This window comes from Micromonospora qiuiae, assembly GCF_016863555.1.
GTDB classification, from domain to species: domain Bacteria; phylum Actinomycetota; class Actinomycetes; order Mycobacteriales; family Micromonosporaceae; genus Micromonospora; species Micromonospora qiuiae.
Genome location: NZ_BOPC01000026.1, coordinates 1 through 16985 on the forward strand (window position 1 = coordinate 1; position 16985 = coordinate 16985).

Consider the following 16985-nt stretch of genomic DNA (forward strand, 5'->3'; position numbering starts at 1 on the left):
CCCCGGTGCCCGGCCCCGGTGCCCGGCCCCGGTGCCCGGCCCCGGTGCCCGGCCCCGGTGCCCGGCCCCGGTGCCCGGCCCCGGTGCCCGGCCCGACCGGCCCCCGGTGCAGTTGCCGCTGGCCTCCGCCGCCGGTTGATCGACTCCGTTTCGTCGGTACGGCGGTGTCCAATCGGCCGGGACACCGCTACTACGGCGAAACGGCGATCGGCGATGGTCAACCCGGAAGGTCTCAGGTGCGGAGGCGGAGGCCGCGGGGCGTGGGGCGGAAGCCGGCGGCGGTGAGGGCGTCGTGCAGAGGGGTGGAGCGGACGGGTTCGCCGTCGGCGCGTTCGACGGAGATCGGGCCCAGTGCTCCGGTGTGGACGGTGTCGGCCAGGGCCTTCCCGGCCGCGGTCAGGGCGTCGACGTCAGCGGTGAAGGAGAGGATCGTCCGCCCGCCGCGTTCGACGTAGAGCACCAGATCGCCGGCGACCAGCACGACCAGTGCACCGGCCTTGCGGCCGGCCCGGTGGCCGGTGCCGGGCGGTGTTGCCGCGTCGCCGGAGTCGACCACCCGTTCCGGCCAGGGCAGCGCCGCGCCGTACGGGTTGGCCGGGTCGGTGGCCGCGAGCACCACCGCCGGACCGCCGCGAACCCGCCCGCCGTCCAGCGGCTCGGCCAGCGCCCTGATCCGGTCCACCGCACCGGGCGCCGCGAACTGCGCCGCGCCCAGCCCGTCGACGAAGTATCCCCGCCGGGCGGCGCCGCGCTCCTCCAACGCGGACAGCACGGGATAGACCGCGGCGAAACCGCCGGACACCTGCTCGGCCATGACCGCGCCCCGGGTGAGCACCCCGTGTCGCTCCAACAGCACGTCGGCCAGGGCCGCGGCGCGCCGGGTCGGGTCGAAATCCCGCTCCGGCAGCCGGGACCAGCGGCCCGCCGCGCTCGGCGGACCACCCCGGCCGGGCAGGGCCACCCGGCCGGGGCGCCGGTAGCGGCTGCGCGCGGCGATCGGCCGGGACCGGTGCGCCCCACCGCCGCCGAGCACCGCCCGCAGCGGCGCCAGGGTGTCGTTGGTGAGATACCCGGCCCAGACGAGGTCCCAGACGACGGTGGCCAGTGCGGCGTCGTCGGTGGCGCCGACCCGGTCGGCCAGCGGCCGGAAGAACAACGCCTGCCCGTCGTCGAGGGCGTCGAGCACCGCGTCGTGCAGCGGCGTACGGGTGAGCGCCTCGTCCGGCGGCGGTAGCAGCAGCGGTGCCGTGTCGGCGTACGCCAGGCTGACCCAGCCGTCCCCGCCGGAGATCGCGCCGGCCCCGGCCCACAGCACCTCGCCGCTGGCGCACAGCTCGTCCAGCAGGGCGGGGGAGTAGTCGGCGACCCGGGCCGGCAGCACCAGCCGCTCCAGTGCCGACGCCGGCACCAACGCACCCTGCAGCTGCTCCACCGTTGCGGCCACCGCCTCCACGCCACGGGCCGAGGAGCCGACCTGCTGCCATCGGGGCAGGAAGGTGGCCAACGCCCGGGGCGGCACCGGCTCGATCTCCCGGCGCAACGCCGCGAGGGACCGGCGGCGCAGCAGTCGCAGCACCTCCGCGTCACACCACTGGACGCCGACCGTGTCCGGAGTGAACTCGCCGGAGACCACCCGCCCGGTGGCGGCCAGCCGGCGCAGCGCCTGCTCCACGACGAAGACGCCCAACCCGAACCGTGCCGCGCAGCCGGCCGTGGTGAACGGGGCGTGGGTGCGGGCGTACCGGGCGACGAGATCACCGAGCGGGTCGGCGACCGGTTCCAGGTACGCCTCGGCGATTCCCACCGGCAGGGCCACGCCGAGGGCGTCCCGCAGCCGGCCGGCGTCCTCCACGACGACCCAGCGCTCCTGCCCGGCGATGCGGACCCGCAGCACCCGCCGAGCGGCGGCCAGGTCAGTCAGCCAGTCGACCGGCACCTCCCGCTCGGCCAGCTCATCAGTGCTCAGATCGCCGAGCTGGCGCAGCAGCTCGACCACGTCCTCCGCGTCCCGGGGCCGGCGCTGCGGGGTCAGCCAGCGCAGTTGCCGCTCGGTCTCGGCGAGCACCGCCGGGTCGAGCAACTCGCGCAGGTCGACCCGGCCGAGCAGCTCACCGAGCAGGGCCGAATCCAGCGTCAGTGCCGCGGCGCGGCGCTCGGCGAGCGGGGCGTCGCCCTCGTAGAGGAAGGCGCCGACGTAACCGAAGAGCAGGGACCGGGCGAACGGCGACGGCCGGGACGTCTCCACCTCGACCAGCCGCACCCGCCGGCCCGCCAGGTCGCGCATCACCTGGGTCAGGGCGGGCAGGTCGAAGACGTCCTGGAGGCACTCCCGGGCCGCCTCCAGGGTGACCGGGAAGTCGGCGTACTCGCGGGCGACGTCGAGCAGTTGGGCGGCGCGTTGCCGCTGCTGCCACAGCGGTTGACGGCGGCGCGGGTCGCGGCGGGGCAGCAGCAGCGACCGCGCGGCGCACTCTCGGAACCGGGCGGCGAACAGCGCCGAGGTGCCGACCGACTCCTCGACCAGCTGGGCGATTTCCTCGGGGTCGAAGGCCACCACGTCGGCGCCGGGTGGGTTGTCGGCGGTGTCCGGCAGGCGTACGACGATGCCGTCGTCGGCGGGCATCACCTGGGCGTCCACGCCGTAGCGTTCGGCGAGCCGGCGACCGATCGCCAGTGCCCAGGGCGCGTTCACCCGGGCGCCGAGGATGCTGTGCACGGCCAGCCGCCAGTCGCCCAACTCGTCGCGGAACCGCTCGACCACCACCGTCCGGTCGTCCGGCAACGCGCGGGTGGCGGCCTGCTGCTCGCGCAGGTACGCCATCAGGTTGCCGGCGGCCCAGTCGTCCAACCCGGCGGTACGCAACCCGGCCAGCGCCTCGTCGTCACCCTGCCGCAGCAGGCCACGGATTCGGGCTCCGATCGCCCGGCCCAGCTCCACCGGCCGACCGGGCTGGTCGCCTTTCCAGAACGGCATCTTGGCCGCCTGACCGGGGGCGGGGGAGACCAGCACCCGGTCCGGGGTGATCTCCTCGATCCGCCAGGACGAGGAGCCGAGGAGGAACACGTCGCCGACCCGGGACTCGTAGACCATCTCCTCGTCCAGTTCGCCGACTCGGGCGGCGCGTTCCGCGCCGGCCAGGAAGACGCCGAACAGGCCCCGGTCCGGGATGGTGCCGCCGCTGGTGACCGCGAGCCGCTGCGCTCCTGGACGGCCGGTCAGCACGTCGGTGGCGCGGTCCCAGACCAGCCGTGGGCGCAGTTCGGCGAAGGCGGTCGACGGGTAACGCCCGGAGAGCATGTCCAGCACGGCATGCAGGGCCGAGTCGGGCAGCTCGGCGAAGGGCGCCGCGCGGCGGACCACCGTGGCCAGGTCGCCGACGCGCCACTGGTCCAGGGCGACCATCGCGACGATCTGCTGGGCGAGCACGTCCAGCGGGTTGCGGGGATGGTGCAGTTCCTCGATCGCGGCGTCGCTCATCCGCTCGGCGACCACCGCGCAGGAGAGCAGGTCACCGCGATGCTTCGGCAACACCACCCCACGGGAGACCGCGCCGACCTGGTGCCCGGCGCGGCCCACGCGTTGCAGGCCGGCGGCCACGCTCGGCGGCGCCTCGATCTGCACCACCAGGTCGACCGCGCCCATGTCGATGCCGAGCTCGAGGCTGGAGGTGGCGACCACGGCGGGCAGTTGCCCCGCCTTGAGCGACTCCTCGATGTGCCGCCGCTCCTCTCGGGAGACGCTGCCGTGATGCGCCCGGGCGAGCACCGGTGGGGCGCCGGCCACCGCTCCCGCCTGGGCCATCATCTCTGCCGGGGTGCGAACGGCGCGATCGGCCGCGGCCGGCGCACCGGCTATCTCCTCGGCGGCCAGCTCGTTCAGGCGGGCGCAGAGCCGCTCGGCGCTGCGCCGGGAGTTGGTGAAGACGATGGTGGAGCGGTGTGCCCGGATCAGGGAGTGGACACGTTCCTCCACTGCGGGCCAGATCGACGCGGTGCGTGGACCGGCCAGGTCGTCCTCGGGTGCTTCCTGCTCGTCGAGGCGGGTCATGTCCTCCACCGGCACCTGGACGCTGACCTCGATCGTCTTGGCGCTCACCGGCGCGACCACGTCGACCGGGCGGGCGCCGGCGAGGAACCGGGCGCACTCGTCGATCGGCCGGACCGTCGCGGAGAGCCCGATCCGCTGGGCCGGGGCGGGCAGCAACTCGTCCAGACGTTCCAGGGAGAGCGCGAGGTGGGCGCCGCGTTTGGTGCCGGCCACCGCGTGCACCTCGTCGAGAATCACCGTTTCGACGCCGCGTAGCGAATCCCGTGCGGCCGAGGTGAGCAGCAGGAACAGCGACTCCGGGGTGGTGATGAGGATGTCCGGCGGGGTGCGGGCGAAGGCCCGCCGCTCGTCGGCGGGGGTGTCGCCGGTGCGCATGCCGACGGTGATGCCCGGTGGGGTGAGCGCGAGTCGGGTGGCGGCCTGCCGGATGCCGGCGAGCGGGGCGCGCAGGTTCCGCTCGACGTCGACCGCTAGCGCCTTGAGTGGACTGACGTAGAGCACCCGGCAGCGGTGCCGGGGATCGGTCGGGGCGGGCTCGCGAGCCAGCCGGTCGAGTGACCAGAGGAAGGCGGCGAGGGTCTTGCCGGAGCCGGTCGGCGCCACGACGAGGGCGTGGTGACCGGCGGCGACCGCCGCCCAGGCGCCGGCCTGTGCCGCCGTCGGCGCGGCGAAGGCGGCGCGGAACCACTCCCGGGTCGCCGGGCCGAACCGGGAGAGCACCTCCTCACCCGGCGACGCTTCGAGGGAATCCGCCACCTCCCCATCCTGCCCCCGTCCACCGACATCGCCACGCCACCCCTGGCGGGATGCCCCGGTCAAGGCATTGCAGCTGAGTTGACCGTTGATCCCGTTAAGTCTTACTTAACTGCTTGCTAGCAAGCCGCAACATAAAGTAACTTCGCTCGCGATGCGGTGAGCGGTGGAGGAGGTCGGATGGTCGTCGAGGAGCGCAGCTCTGAGCCCGGCAGTGACGTCCTCATCCGCAAGGTCGACAGCCGGCTCGTCGCCCTCCGCGTCGGGCTGCACGGCCCCGACCTCGAGCTGGCCGAACGGCTCGCCGGCTGCCTGCGTGAGCTGGTCCGTTCCACGGCCCACGCCAGCGCGGCCGACCGCGCGCAGGTGCGCGTCGCCGTGCACTACTTCGTGCTGCGTCGGGAGAGCCGGGGCCGACTGCTGTCGGTGCGCTCGCTGACCGCCGCCCAGCGGCTGGTCGATCGGGCCGCGCTCCGGCTCGGCCGGCCCGACCTCACGGTCGAGGGCCGAGGCGACCACACCGCCTGGTTCTGACGTCGCAGGGCGGTCCCGCCCGACCATCGCAAAAGCGGGGCATTTTCGGGAAAACAGCCCATAGTGCACGCAAACTAGCGTCTGATCGCTTCTAGGCGCCGTGCACCCGCCGAGGGGCGCCCCTGCCCACCTCGACCGGGAGCGGCGTGTGCTCGTACTGCTGATCCTGCACCTCGTGGCGGCCCTCGTGGCGCCGCTGCTGGTGCGTCGGTGGGGACCGCGCGCCTGTTTTCCGCTGGCGCTGGTGCCGGCCACGGCGTTCGGCTGGGCGCTGGTACGCACACCCGCCGTGGTCGACGGCGGCGCGGTGGTCGAGGCGTACCGGTGGATCCCCCGGCTGGGCCTGAACGTGGACCTGCGGATGACCACGCTGTCCTGGCTGATGACGCTGCTGATCGGCGGAGTCGGCGCGTTGGTGCTGCTCTACAGCGGGCGGTACTTCCCACCCGAGGCGGTCGGCACCGCCCGGTACGCCGGGGTGATGGTGGCCTTCGCCGGTGCCATGCTCGGGCTCGTCTTCGCCGACGACCTGCTGCTGCTCTACGTCTGCTGGGAACTCACCACGGTCTTCTCGTACCTGCTGATCGGGCACAGCACCGAGCGGCGGTCCAGCCGCCTGGCGGCCGCCCAGGCGCTGATCGTGACCACGTTCGGCGGCCTGGCCATGCTGGTCGGGTTCATCATGCTCGGTCACCACGCCGGCACCTACCGCTTGTCGGAGCTGGTCGGGCGCCCGCTGCCGGGTGGGGCGTACCTGGTCATCGCCGTGCTGCTGATCCTGCTCGGGGCGCTGTCCAAGTCGGCGGTGCTGCCGTTCAGCTCGTGGTTGCCGGTGGCGATGGCGGCACCGACGCCGGTGAGCGCGTACCTGCACGCGGCGGCGATGGTGAAGGCCGGCATCTATCTGCTCGGCCTGCTCGCCCCGGTGCTCGCCCTGGCCGGCCCGTGGCGGCCGATCGTCCTGGTCGCCGGGCTGGCCACCATGATGGTGGGCGGCTGGGCCGCGCTGCGGCAGACCGACCTGAAGCTGCTGCTGGCGTACGGCACGCTCAGTCAGCTGGGCCTGTTGGCGGCGGTGGTGGGGACGGGCACCGCGGACGCGGCCCTGGCCGGTGTCGCGATGCTGCTCGCCCACGCCCTGTTCAAGGCAGCGCTGTTCCTGGTCGTCGGCGTGATCGACCACGGCGCCGGCACCCGGGACCTGCGCGAGTTGTCCGGGCTGTGGCGCACCGCTCCGGTCCTGGCCGGGGTGGCGCTGCTCGCCGCCGCGTCGATGGCGGGCCTGCCACCGCTGGTCGGCTTTGTCGCCAAGGAGGCCATCTTCGCCGCCTTCGCCGGCCAGCCGCTGACCCTGACGGTGCTGGTCGCCGGCACCGCGCTCACCGTCGCGTACAGCATCCGGTTCTGCTGGGGCGCGTTCGCCACCCGCCGCGCGGTGGCCCCCACCGAGCTGGGACGGGTCGCCGCGCCGATGTTCGTGCCGCCGGCGCTGCTGGCCGTGGCCGGGCTGGTCGCGGGCCCGGCGGCGGGCGGGCTGGAGCGGCTGCTGCGCCCGTACGCCGAACTCCTCGGCCCGGCCCACGGACACCTGGCGCTGTGGCCCGGCCTCAACCTGGTGCTGGGCCTGTCCGCGTTGGCCGTGGCGGGCGGCGTGGTGCTGTTCGCGTTGCGTGATCCGCTGGCACCGGCGCTGTCCCGGCTGCGCTCGCCGGTCACCGGCCTGCAGGGCTACGAGCGGATCACCCACGGTTTCGACCGAGCCGCGGTGGACGTCACCAGCGTCACCCAGCGAGGCGCACTGCCGCAGTACCTCGGCCTCATCCTGATCGTGCTGGTCGCCGTCCCGGGCGGCACGTTGCTGCTGCTGCGGCCCTGGGAGCAGCCACTCGCGCTGTGGGCCAACCCGGCGCAGCCGGTGGTGCTGCTGGTGATCAGCGTCGCCGCCCTGCTCGCCGTGGGCGCCGCCCGCCGGCTGACCGCGATGCTGCTGGTCGGCGTGACCGGCTACGGCACCGCGATGCTCTTCGTGCTCTATGGCGCCCCCGACCTGGCGCTGACCCAGTTCCTGGTGGAGACCATGACCATCGCGATCTTCGTGCTGGTGCTGCGCCGCCTGCCGGAGCGGTTCTCGGTGCGACCGCTGCGTCGCGCCCGTTGGGCGCGGCGGGCGATCGGCGTGGCGGTGGGTGCGACCGTCGCCGGCCTCGCGGTGGCCGCCACCACCAGTCGGCGCGAGCCCTCCATCTCCGAGCAGTTTCCTCAACTGGCCGTCGAGCGGGGGCACGGCCGCAACGTGGTCAACGTGACCCTGGTCGACATCCGGGCCTGGGACACGTTGGGGGAGTTGACGGTGCTGGTGGCGGCCGCCACCGGAGTGGCCAGCCTGATCTTCCTGGGCTCCCGGGTCGGGCCCCGCCCTCGTCGGCTGGCCACGGGCCGGCAGGATGCCTTCGCCGGCCGACCGGTCTGGCTACGCGGCGGCGCCACCCTGAGCGAGCGGCAGCGCTCGCTCGTGCTGGAGGTGGTCACCCGGCTGATCTTCCACATCGCCGTGATCTTCTCCCTCTACCTGCTCTTCTCCGGGCACAATGCGCCCGGCGGCGGCTTCGCCGGCGGCCTGGTGGCCAGCCTGGCGCTGGCCATGCGTTACCTCGCCGGTGGTCGTCAGGAACTGGCCGAGTCCGCGCCGATCGGCGCCGGCACCGTGCTCGGCCTCGGGCTGGCGTTCGCGGCCGGCAGCGGGGTGATCTCCCTGCTGGTCGGCGGGGCCGTGCTGGCCAGCGCGAAGATCGACCTCTGGCTGCCGCTGATCGGGAACTTCTATCTGGTCACCTCGCTCTTCTTCGACATCGGCGTGTACCTGGTGGTGATCGGGCTGACGCTGGACGTGCTGCGCAGCCTCGGCGCCGAGGTGGACCGGCAGATCGAGGCGGGCGGACGGGCCGGGGGCGGACCCGCCGTCGACCCGCGCGGGGAGGCCCGGTGAGAGCCTCCGGCGCGAATCTGGTGTCCTTCGTCGCGATCGGCGTGCTCGTCGGCTGCGGGGTGACCCTGCTGCTGGAGCGCAGCCTGATCCGCGTGCTGCTCGGCATCGTCATGGCCGGCAACGGGGTCAACCTACTGATCATCTTTGGTGGTCGGTCCGGTCGCGCGCCGGTGGTCGGGGTCTCCGAGACGGGAGCGATGAGTGACGCCCTGCCGCAGGCCATGGTGCTCACCGCCATCGTGATCACCTTCGGGTTCACCGCCTTCCTGCTGGCGATCAGCTACCGCAGCTGGTATCTGACCGGCAGCGACGACGTGCCCGACGACCTGGAGGACCGGCAGATCGTGCGCCGCGCCGCACACAAGGAGGTCTCCACCGCCGACCTCAGCGACGACCGCGCCGAGTCCGACCCGGAACAGGTCGACGCCCCGGCACCCCGCCGGCCCCCTCGTCAGGAGGGGCCGGAATGAGGGCACTCGCGGCCCTGCCGGTGCTGCTGCCGCTGCTGGGCGCGGCGCTGACCCTGCTGCTGGCCACGCGGGACCGGCCCCAACGGGTGGTCAGCGTGGCCTGCCTGGCCGCCACCCTGGCGGTGGCGGCGGTACTGCTGGTGCGGACGTACCGAAACGGGCCGTTGGTGGTCGAGATCGGCGGCTGGCCCGCGCCGGTCGGCATCGTCCTGGTCGCCGACCAACTGGCGGCGCTGATGCTGGTGGTCTCCTCGGCGGTGACCCTCTGCGTGCTGCTGTACTCGATCGGCCAGGGGCAGTCGGAGGCCAGCGAGAGCGCCCCGGTGGCCATCTTCCACCCGACCTACCTGGTGCTGACCGCCGGCGTGACCAACGCGTTCCTCGCCGGCGACCTGTTCAACCTCTTCGTCGCGTTCGAGATGCTGCTCGGCGCGAGCTTCGTCCTGATCACCCTGAACGGCACCCCGCTGCGTATCCGCACCGGCTCGACGTACGTGGTGGTCAACATCCTGGCCTCGATGATCTTCCTGATCTCGGTGGGCCTGGTCTACGCGGCCACCGGCACACTCAACCTCGCCCACCTCGCCCACCGGCTGGACGCGCTGCCCGACACGTTACGGCTGAGTCTGCAACTGATGCTGCTGTTGGCCTTCGGCATCAAGGCGGCGGTCTTCCCGCTGTCGGCCTGGCTGCCCGACAGCTACCCGACCGCGCCCGCCCCGGTGACCGCCGTCTTCGCCGGCCTGCTCACCAAAGTCGGGGTGTACGCGATCATCCGTACCCAGACCCTGCTCTTCCCCGGACCCCGCGCCGCCGCGCTGCTGCTGGTGGTGGCCGGGCTGACCATGCTGGTCGGCATCCTCGGCGCGGTGGCCCAGTCGGACCTGAAGCGACTGCTCTCGTTCACCCTGGTCAGCCACATCGGTTACATGATCTTCGGGATCGGACTCAGCACGGTCGCCGGGCTGGTCGGAGCCATCTTCTACGTGGTCCACCACATCACCATCCAGACCGCCCTTTTCCTGGTCACCGGCCTGGTCGAGGAGAAGACCGGCAGCACCGACCTGCGCCGGCTGGGCGGCCTCGCCCGGATCACGCCGCTGCTCGGGGTGCTCTTCTTCGTCTCGGCGATGAATCTCGCCGGCATCCCGCCGTTCTCCGGTTTCCTCGGCAAGCTCGGACTGCTCCAGGCCGGTGTGGCGGCCGGCGGTCCACTGCCCTGGATCCTGGTCGCCCTCGGCACGTCGACCAGCCTGCTCACCCTCTACGTGGCCAGCCGGGTGTGGAGCATCGCCTTCTGGCGGGCACCCGGTGAGGCCCTCGCGTCGACCGCCCCGCTGCCCACGTTGATGGTCGGCGCCACCGTGGCGCTGGTCGCGCTCGGGGTGGCCCTGACCGTCGTGGCGGGTCCACTGTTCGAGGTGACCACCGGCGCGGCGGTCGACCTGCACGAGCGCACCCCCTACATCCACGCCGTGCTGCCGGGCGGGCGGCCGTGACCGGCCTGGGGCAGGGCCCGCGCGCCTGGGTACGCCGGTGGCGCGAGCAGTCGAGCGCGGTCGCCGGGCTGGTGCTGATCTGGGTCCTGCTGTGGGGCGACATCAGCTGGGGAAATCTGCTGGGCGGACTGCTGGCGGCCGCAGCGGTGCTGGTGTTCTTTCCGCTTCCCACGGTGAGACTCGGCGGTCGGCTGCGACTGCGCGGCCTGCTGGCGTTCGCCGGACGGTTCGTCGTCGAACTGGTCTGGGCGAGTCTGCACGTGGCCCGGATCGGGGTGCAACCCGGCTACACGCCACGCTCGGCCATCATCGCGGTGCGGCTGGTGGTGCCCACCGACCTCAACCTGACCCTCACCGCCGAAGCGGTGTCGCTGGTGCCCGGCACGTTGATCGTGGATGTGGACCGAAACGGCGGAGTGCTCTACGTGCACGTGCTCGACGTGCATGCCCCGGCCGACATCGCCAACGCTCGGAAGGAGATCCGTCTGCTGGAGCGGCGGATCGTCGCCGCGGTCGGTTCGGCGGCCGAGCTGCGCCAGGTGCGCTCCGTACCCGTCGACAGGGAGTTGCCGTGAACCATCTGCTCACCGTGGTCATCGCCGGGCTGCTGTCGATGACCGCCCTGCTCGCCCTCGTCCGGCTCTACCGGGGCCCGTCGCTGATGGACCGGGTGGTCGCTGCGGACATGCTGCTGGCCACCATCGTCGCCGCGGTCGGCGCCGAGGCGGCGATCAACCGACACGCCACCACGCTGCCGGTGCTGGTGGTGCTCGCCCTGCTCGGCTTCATCGGGGCGGTGGCGCTGGTCCGCTTCGCCGCCCCGGAGAAGAAGCAGTGACGCCGCCGGGCGGCACCGGGCCGCTGGTTCCCGGACAATCGGCCGCCGCCGACTGGGCGCTGTCGCCGATCGCCGTCGCCGACTGGCTGGGCGCCGCCAGCCTGGTGGCCGGCGCGCTGCTGAGCCTGGCAGCCGCGATCGGGGTACTGCGCTTCCCGGACACGCTGAGCCGGATGCACGCGGCCACCAAGCCGCAGGTGCTGGGCGTACTGCTCGTGCTGCTGGGGGTGTCCCTGCGGCTGCGTACCCTCGCCGACCTCGGCATGGTCGCCCTGGCCGGGATCTTTCAGCTGGCCACCGCCCCGGTTGCCGCCCAGATGGTCGGCCGGGCCGCGTACCGCAGCGGGCGAGTGGAGCGGCGACTGCTCGACGTCGACGAGTTGGCCGAGCACTGATCCGCCCCTGATGAATGAAAGGGGCCCTCGCCGCACACCAAGCCCCTTCCAGCTGGCCCGCCGGTAGAATGACGGGATGATCGACTCCTCTGCCCAGGAGGGCAGCAGTAGCCAGCCGGGTAAGCCCCGGCATCCGTTCGGCCCGACGACCCCGGGAGCCCTGAAACTCCCGTGTTGATCCTCGTCGGTCTTCTTCTGATCTTCGTTTTGACCGTCGCGACGGGGTACTTCGTCGCGCAGGAGTTCGGCTACGTCGCCGTGGACCGGGGCAAACTGAAGCAGCTCGCCGCCGAGGGCGACCAGGCCTCCGCCCGCGCGCTGGAGGTGACCGGACGGCTGTCGTTCATGCTCTCCGGCGCGCAGCTCGGCATCACCGTCACCGCCCTGCTGGTCGGTTACGTCGCTGAGCCCTACCTCGGTGCCGGCCTGGCCGAGCTGCTCGGCGTCGCCGGCGTCTCCGCCGCCGTCAGCCTGCCGCTGTCGGTCGTGCTGGCCCTGGTCATCGCCACCGTCGTGCAGATGGTGGTGGGCGAGCTGGCCCCGAAGAACCTGGCCATCGCCCGCGCCGAGACGGTCGCCCGGGCGCTGGCCCGATCCACCATGATCTACCTGGCGATCGCCGGCCCGGTGATCAAGCTGTTCGACCGGGCGGCGGTGCGGCTGCTGCGGCGCGTCGGCATCGAGCCGATCGAGGAACTGCCCAGCGGCGCCACCCCGGAGGATCTGGAGCAGATCATCGCCGAGTCCCGGCTGGAGGGGCACCTCGACGCCGAGATGTCAGAGCTGTTGGACCGAGGGCTGGACTTCCGCCAGCTGACCGCCGGCGAGGCCATGGTGCCGCGCGTCGACGTGCACATCGTACGAGCGGACGAGCCGGTCAGCCGGGTGGTCGAAATGCTCGACACCGGCCGCTCCCGCTTCCCGGTACGGGGTGCCGAGGGCGTCGACGACCTGGTCGGCGTGATCGGCATCGCCGACGTGCTCGGGGTGCCCCCGACCGAGCGCGCCACCACGCCGGTCAGCGCGGTGGCCGTACCGCCGCTGCTGGTGCCCGAGACGCTGCCGCTGCCGACGGTGCTGGACCGGCTCCGAGCCGGGCACCGTCAGCTCGCCTGCGTGGTCGACGAGTACGGCGGTTTCGCCGGCGTCATCACGCTGGAGGACATCGCCGAGGAACTGGTCGGCCCGATCCGCGACGAGGACGACCCGCCGGAGCGGGCCCCGGCGCGACAGGAGGACGGCTCCTGGGTGGTGCCGGCCCGGTGGCGGATCGACGAGGTCGCCGACAGCACCGGCATCGCCCTGCCCGAACACCCCGAGTACGACACTCTCTCCGGGCTGGTCATGCGGGAGCTGGGCCGGGTGCCTGAGGTCGGCGACCGGCTGGAGATCAACCTGCCGGCCGACGGTGACAACGGCGATGTCCCGCCGCGCGCGCTCGTCGAGGTGCTCGCGGTCGACCGGCACGTGGCCGACTCGGTGCGCCTCGAGGTGACCGGCGGGCGGGAGGAGGTGGCCGCATGAGCACCGGACTCGCGCTGATCACCTCGGTGGTCCTGCTGGCGCTCAACGGGTTCTTCGTCGCCGCCGAGTTCGCCCTGGTGGCGAGCAAGCGATACCGCCTGGAGCAGGCGGCGGCCGGCGGCGGGCGGGCGGCCCGTGCCGCGCTGGACGGCTCACGCGAGCTGTCGCTGATGCTCGCCGGCGCGCAACTCGGCATCACGCTGTGCACGCTCGGCCTCGGTGCCCTGGCCGAGCCGGCGATCGAGCGCCTGCTCAGCCCGGTGCTGCACGCGGTCGGCCTGCCGTACGGCGCCAGCCACGTGATCGCGCTGATCTTCGCGTTGAGCCTGGTCACCTTCCTGCACCTGGTGGTCGGCGAGATGGCGCCGAAGTCCTGGGCGATCACCCACCCGGAGCGCTCCGCGTTGCTGCTGGCCCTGCCCTTCCGGGCCTTCGCCCGGGTGTCCCGGCCGGTGCTGTCGGTCCTCAACGCGGTGGCCAACGCGCTGCTGCGACTGGCCAAGGTCAAGCCGCAGGACCAGCTCGCCCAGGTGCACGGGCCGGACGAGCTGCGGATGCTGCTGGAGCAGTCCCGCGAGCACGGGCTGCTCGGCGCCGCCCAACACGAGATGCTGACCAGCATGTTGGAGTTGCAGCAGACCACGGTCGCCCAGGTGATGGAGCCGTTCGACCGGATGGTGACGGTCCGGCGGAACGAACCGGCCGACCGGATCGAGCAGATCAGCCGGGACAGTGGCCGCTCGCGGCTGGCGGTGCTGGACGCTGCCGGCGACGTCTGCGGCCTGGTGCACGTACGCGAGGCGGTGCGGGCCACCGCCACCCGTCCCGACGCCCGGGCGGTGGACCTGATGAACGAGGCGATCACGCTGCCCGGCACGGCAACGGTGACCGAGGCGGTGGCCGTGATGCGCGCCCGCCAGTCTCAGCTCGCGCTGGTGCGCAACGGCGGCGGCCCGGCCCGTCCGGTCGGTTTCGTCGCGTTGGAGGACCTGTTGGAGGAGGTCATCGGGGAGTTCGACGACGAGACCGACTCGATCCCGCGCGCGGTGCGCCGCCTCAGGTAGGAGGGACGCGGTGCGGTTGACGGGGGTGTCACCGGAGTCGGGCGGTACCGGCCTGACGGTGCAGACCGCCGTGACCAACCCCAGCACCCGTCCCGGTCTGCGGCTTCCGGGGCGGGTGACCCTCGTCGCCGGTTCCGTCGACGTGCCGGTCTACCACGTCCGGCTGGGCCTGGTCAGCCAGGTCGAGCCGGACGATCCGGAAGCCCCCCGCCGGCTGGTGCAGTTCCACCAGGCGCAGGTGGCCGATGCCCTGGTGCTGCGGGCCGGGCGGGCCCGCTCGATCCCGTTCTACTTCCCGCTGCCCTGGGAGACGCCGCTGACCATGTTCGGCGGCGTACCGCTGCTCAGCCTGCGCATGGGGCTGCGCACGGAGGTGGCCATCGAACCGGGGCTGGACCAGGGCGCCATGGTGCCGATCTTCGTGTATCCGTTGCCGACCCAGCAGCACGTGCTGGCCGCCCTGGACACCCTCGGCTTCCGCGTGCGCCAGGCCGGGCTGGTCGACGGCCGGCTGCCCGGGGTCGAGCAGGCCCTGCCGCTGCACCAACGCTGGGGATTCTGGGTCGGGCCGCTCTACGCCGGGCCGATCACCGAACTGGAGGTGATCTTCGTGGCCAACTCCGCGGGTCTCGAGGTGATCCTCTGGTGCGACCGCCGACTGGCGCTGGCCGGAATCACCCACACCAGCATCAGCCGGTTCCGGGTCTGGCACACCGGTGCCGACCAGCGGGACTGGGTGGCGACCGTGGACGGCTGGCTGCGCGAGACGATCAACCGGCACGCCGCTGCGGCGGCCCACGCCGACTGGTCGGCCACCATCACCGAGTCGGCCCACGTCAGCCGCCCACCCGACGAGCCGCTCCAGCCGGGCTTCGGCGCAGGCGGCGCGGCGGGCGGCGGTGGCGGCGGTGGCGGCGACGGCACCTGACCAAGGTGCCCTCCTCACCCCTGGGCGAGCTTGAGACCGAAGCCGATGAACAGCGCGCCGACGGCGGAGGTGGCGCCGGCGGCGAGCCGGCGCCGCCGGCTGAACTGGGCGGCCAGGAACGTGCCCGCGAAGATCAGCGCGGTCAGGTAGAGCGCGCTGGCCACCTGGGCGATCAGGCCGAGCAGCAGGAAGGACAGCGCCGGCCACGGGTAGGTCGGGTCGACGAACTGGATGAAGAACGAGATGAAGAAGAGGATCGCCTTCGGATTCAACAGGCTGATCATGAGGGCCTTGCGGAACGGGCTGCGCATCGCCGCCGGCTCCGCGGCGTCGATCAACCGCGGCGCGGCCGGGTCGTTGCGGTCGCGCCAGCGCCGCCAGGCCCCGCGCAGCATGGTCAACCCCACATAGCCCAGGTACGCCGCACCCGCGTACTTGATCACGAGGAAGATCGGAGGGTACGCCCGCAGCAGCGACGCCACCCCGGCGGCGGAGAGGAACATGAGCAACCCGTCGCCGACGAACACCCCACCTGCGGCCCGGTAACCGGTGCGCACGCCCCGGCGGGCGGCGGTGGAGAGCACGAAGAGAGAGTTGGGCCCGGGCAGCAGCACGATGGCGACGGTACCCAGCACGTACGTCCAGATGTCGGTGATCCCCAGCACGCCCGACATCATCGGGCCGCCAGGGCCTGCGCGCGAAGCCTTTCCCGGAGCGCGACCTGTGCCTTGCGCCACTCGTCGACGGTCATCGAATACTGCACGGTGTCCCGCCACGAGCCGTCGGGGCGCAGCCGGTGCATCCGCAGCACCCCCTCCCGGGTCGCGCCGAGCCGCTCGACGGCCCGCTGCGAGCGCTCGTTGCGGATGTCGGTGTGCCAGACCACCCGGACGGCGTCCAGCTCGTCGAAGGCGCGGTCGAGCAGCAGCAGCTTCGCCTCGGTGTTGATGCCGGTACGCCACCATGGCCGGCCGAGGAAGGTGTGCCCGATCGCCACCGACCGCCGCTCGGGATCGATCTCGTAGTAGGAGGTGCTGCCGACCACCGCGCCGGTGACCGCGCAACGTTGTGCCCAGGCGACCCGTTCGCCCCGGTGCTGCGCGGCGAGCGCCGCGGCGAGGATGCCCCGCATCGCCATGGCGTCGGCCGGCGGGGGCGCCGACAGATACCGCCAGACCTCCGGGTCGGTGGTGGCCGCGTAGAGCTCGTCGGCGTGCGCCAGGTCCAGCGGTTCCAACCGGACGTGCTCGCCGCGCAGCACCACCGGCTCGTGCCACGGTGTCCGGGCCGGCCGCAGGTACGCCGGCACCGGCGCGGCGACCCCCGCGTCGGGCTCCGGCGGCCCGGCGGTCAGCCGCAGCGGGACCACTCCGGCCCAGTACGGCAGCGCCAAATCGGCGGGTTCGTCGCGGACGCCGCCGGTGCGGGCGCGGACCGACACCTCGTGCAGCGGGAGTGCCAGCAGGGCGGTCTCGGCCAGTTCCCGCCGGCTCGGTGGGCGGCTCTCCGCCGCGCGGCCGGCGCCGACTTTCTCCACCAGGGCGGTGAAAACCTCGGCCCGTTCACCCGGATCGGTGACCAGGTGGGCGGTGCCGTGCGCGACCACCGACCGGTAGTTGGCGCTGTGGTGGAAGTGCGAGCGGGCGTACACCAGCCCGTCGAGCAGGGTGACCGCCACACAGATCGGCAGCCCGTCGCCCCGGGCGGCCAGCAGTGGCCGGCTACCGGTGGAGCCGTGCAGGTAGAGCGTGTCGCCGACGCGTACGTGCAGGGTGGGCAGCAGGCGTGGTTCGCCGTCCACGGTGAACCCGAGCACGCAGTGGTACGCCTCGTCGAGCACGGCGTGGGCGGCCGCCCGGTCGTAGCTCATCCGGTCCCGGCTGCGGCTGGCGGTGGTGCGGGCGGTCTGCGCGTACATGCTCCCACCTCTGTTCTAGTACAATCTC

The 16985-nt window shown here is 73.0% G+C and carries 13 protein-coding genes; 10 read left to right on the top strand and 3 right to left on the bottom strand.

All coding sequences use genetic code 11. The annotated features are described in order from the left end of the window. Positions 1-232: 232 nt before the first annotated feature. Complete coding sequence (locus Vqi01_RS10340) at positions 233-4804, bottom strand: ATP-dependent helicase (protein WP_239098304.1); 4572 nt, start codon at positions 4802-4804, stop codon at positions 233-235. A gap of 177 nt (positions 4805-4981) precedes the next feature. Here Vqi01_RS10340 and Vqi01_RS10345 point away from each other — a divergent pair, with 177 nt between their 5' ends. The 10 genes from Vqi01_RS10345 (at position 4982) to Vqi01_RS10390 (ending at position 15039) form a co-directional block, all read left to right on the top strand. Next, a complete protein-coding gene (locus Vqi01_RS10345; RefSeq protein ID WP_204034519.1) occupies positions 4982-5335 on the top strand; it encodes a hypothetical protein in 354 nt (117 codons plus the stop codon). Between the two features lie 148 nt (positions 5336-5483). After that, entirely contained in the window at positions 5484-8321 is a 2838-nt protein-coding gene (locus Vqi01_RS10350) for a Na+/H+ antiporter subunit A (protein ID WP_204034520.1), read from the top strand. Then, positions 8318-8791: a Na(+)/H(+) antiporter subunit C gene (locus Vqi01_RS10355; protein WP_204034521.1), complete on the top strand. Its 474-nt coding sequence runs from the start codon at positions 8318-8320 to the stop codon at positions 8789-8791. The genes Vqi01_RS10350 and Vqi01_RS10355 overlap by 4 nt, the downstream gene beginning before the upstream one ends. After that, positions 8788-10290, top strand: a complete 1503-nt coding sequence (locus Vqi01_RS10360) for a Na+/H+ antiporter subunit D (protein WP_204034522.1) — start codon at positions 8788-8790, stop codon at positions 10288-10290. The genes Vqi01_RS10355 and Vqi01_RS10360 overlap by 4 nt, the downstream gene beginning before the upstream one ends. Continuing rightward, positions 10287-10865: a Na+/H+ antiporter subunit E gene (locus Vqi01_RS10365; RefSeq protein ID WP_204034523.1), complete on the top strand. Its 579-nt coding sequence runs from the start codon at positions 10287-10289 to the stop codon at positions 10863-10865. The genes Vqi01_RS10360 and Vqi01_RS10365 overlap by 4 nt, the downstream gene beginning before the upstream one ends. Then, positions 10862-11128, top strand: coding sequence for an MrpF/PhaF family protein (locus Vqi01_RS10370; RefSeq protein ID WP_372444342.1), 267 nt, complete (start codon positions 10862-10864; stop codon positions 11126-11128). The genes Vqi01_RS10365 and Vqi01_RS10370 overlap by 4 nt, the downstream gene beginning before the upstream one ends. Next, positions 11125-11523 carry a monovalent cation/H(+) antiporter subunit G gene (gene mnhG, locus Vqi01_RS10375; RefSeq protein WP_275408764.1) on the top strand — a complete coding sequence of 133 codons (399 nt, stop codon included), beginning with the start codon at positions 11125-11127 and terminating at the stop codon, positions 11521-11523. Before Vqi01_RS10370 ends, mnhG begins: the two co-directional genes overlap by 4 nt. A gap of 171 nt (positions 11524-11694) precedes the next feature. Beyond that, positions 11695-13047 carry a hemolysin family protein gene (locus tag Vqi01_RS10380; protein WP_204034524.1) on the top strand — a complete coding sequence of 451 codons (1353 nt, stop codon included), beginning with the start codon at positions 11695-11697 and terminating at the stop codon, positions 13045-13047. Beyond that, a complete protein-coding gene (locus tag Vqi01_RS10385) occupies positions 13044-14111 on the top strand; it encodes a hemolysin family protein (RefSeq protein WP_204034525.1) in 1068 nt (355 codons plus the stop codon). The genes Vqi01_RS10380 and Vqi01_RS10385 overlap by 4 nt, the downstream gene beginning before the upstream one ends. A gap of 10 nt (positions 14112-14121) precedes the next feature. Then, positions 14122-15039 (top strand): sporulation protein, encoded by a 918-nt coding sequence (locus tag Vqi01_RS10390; protein WP_204034526.1) that lies wholly within the window; start codon positions 14122-14124, stop codon positions 15037-15039. Between the two features lie 14 nt (positions 15040-15053). Here the strand turns inward: Vqi01_RS10390 and leuE are convergent, their stop codons facing one another. Both leuE and Vqi01_RS10400 read right to left on the bottom strand, forming a co-directional pair. Beyond that, positions 15054-15716 (bottom strand): leucine efflux protein LeuE, encoded by a 663-nt coding sequence (gene leuE / locus Vqi01_RS10395; protein ID WP_204034527.1) that lies wholly within the window; start codon positions 15714-15716, stop codon positions 15054-15056. Continuing rightward, on the bottom strand, positions 15713-16957 hold the full coding sequence (locus Vqi01_RS10400; RefSeq protein WP_204034528.1) for a bifunctional pyridoxamine 5'-phosphate oxidase family protein/GNAT family N-acetyltransferase: 1245 nt from the start codon (positions 16955-16957) through the stop codon (positions 15713-15715). The genes leuE and Vqi01_RS10400 overlap by 4 nt, the downstream gene beginning before the upstream one ends. Positions 16958-16985 lie beyond the last annotated feature (28 nt).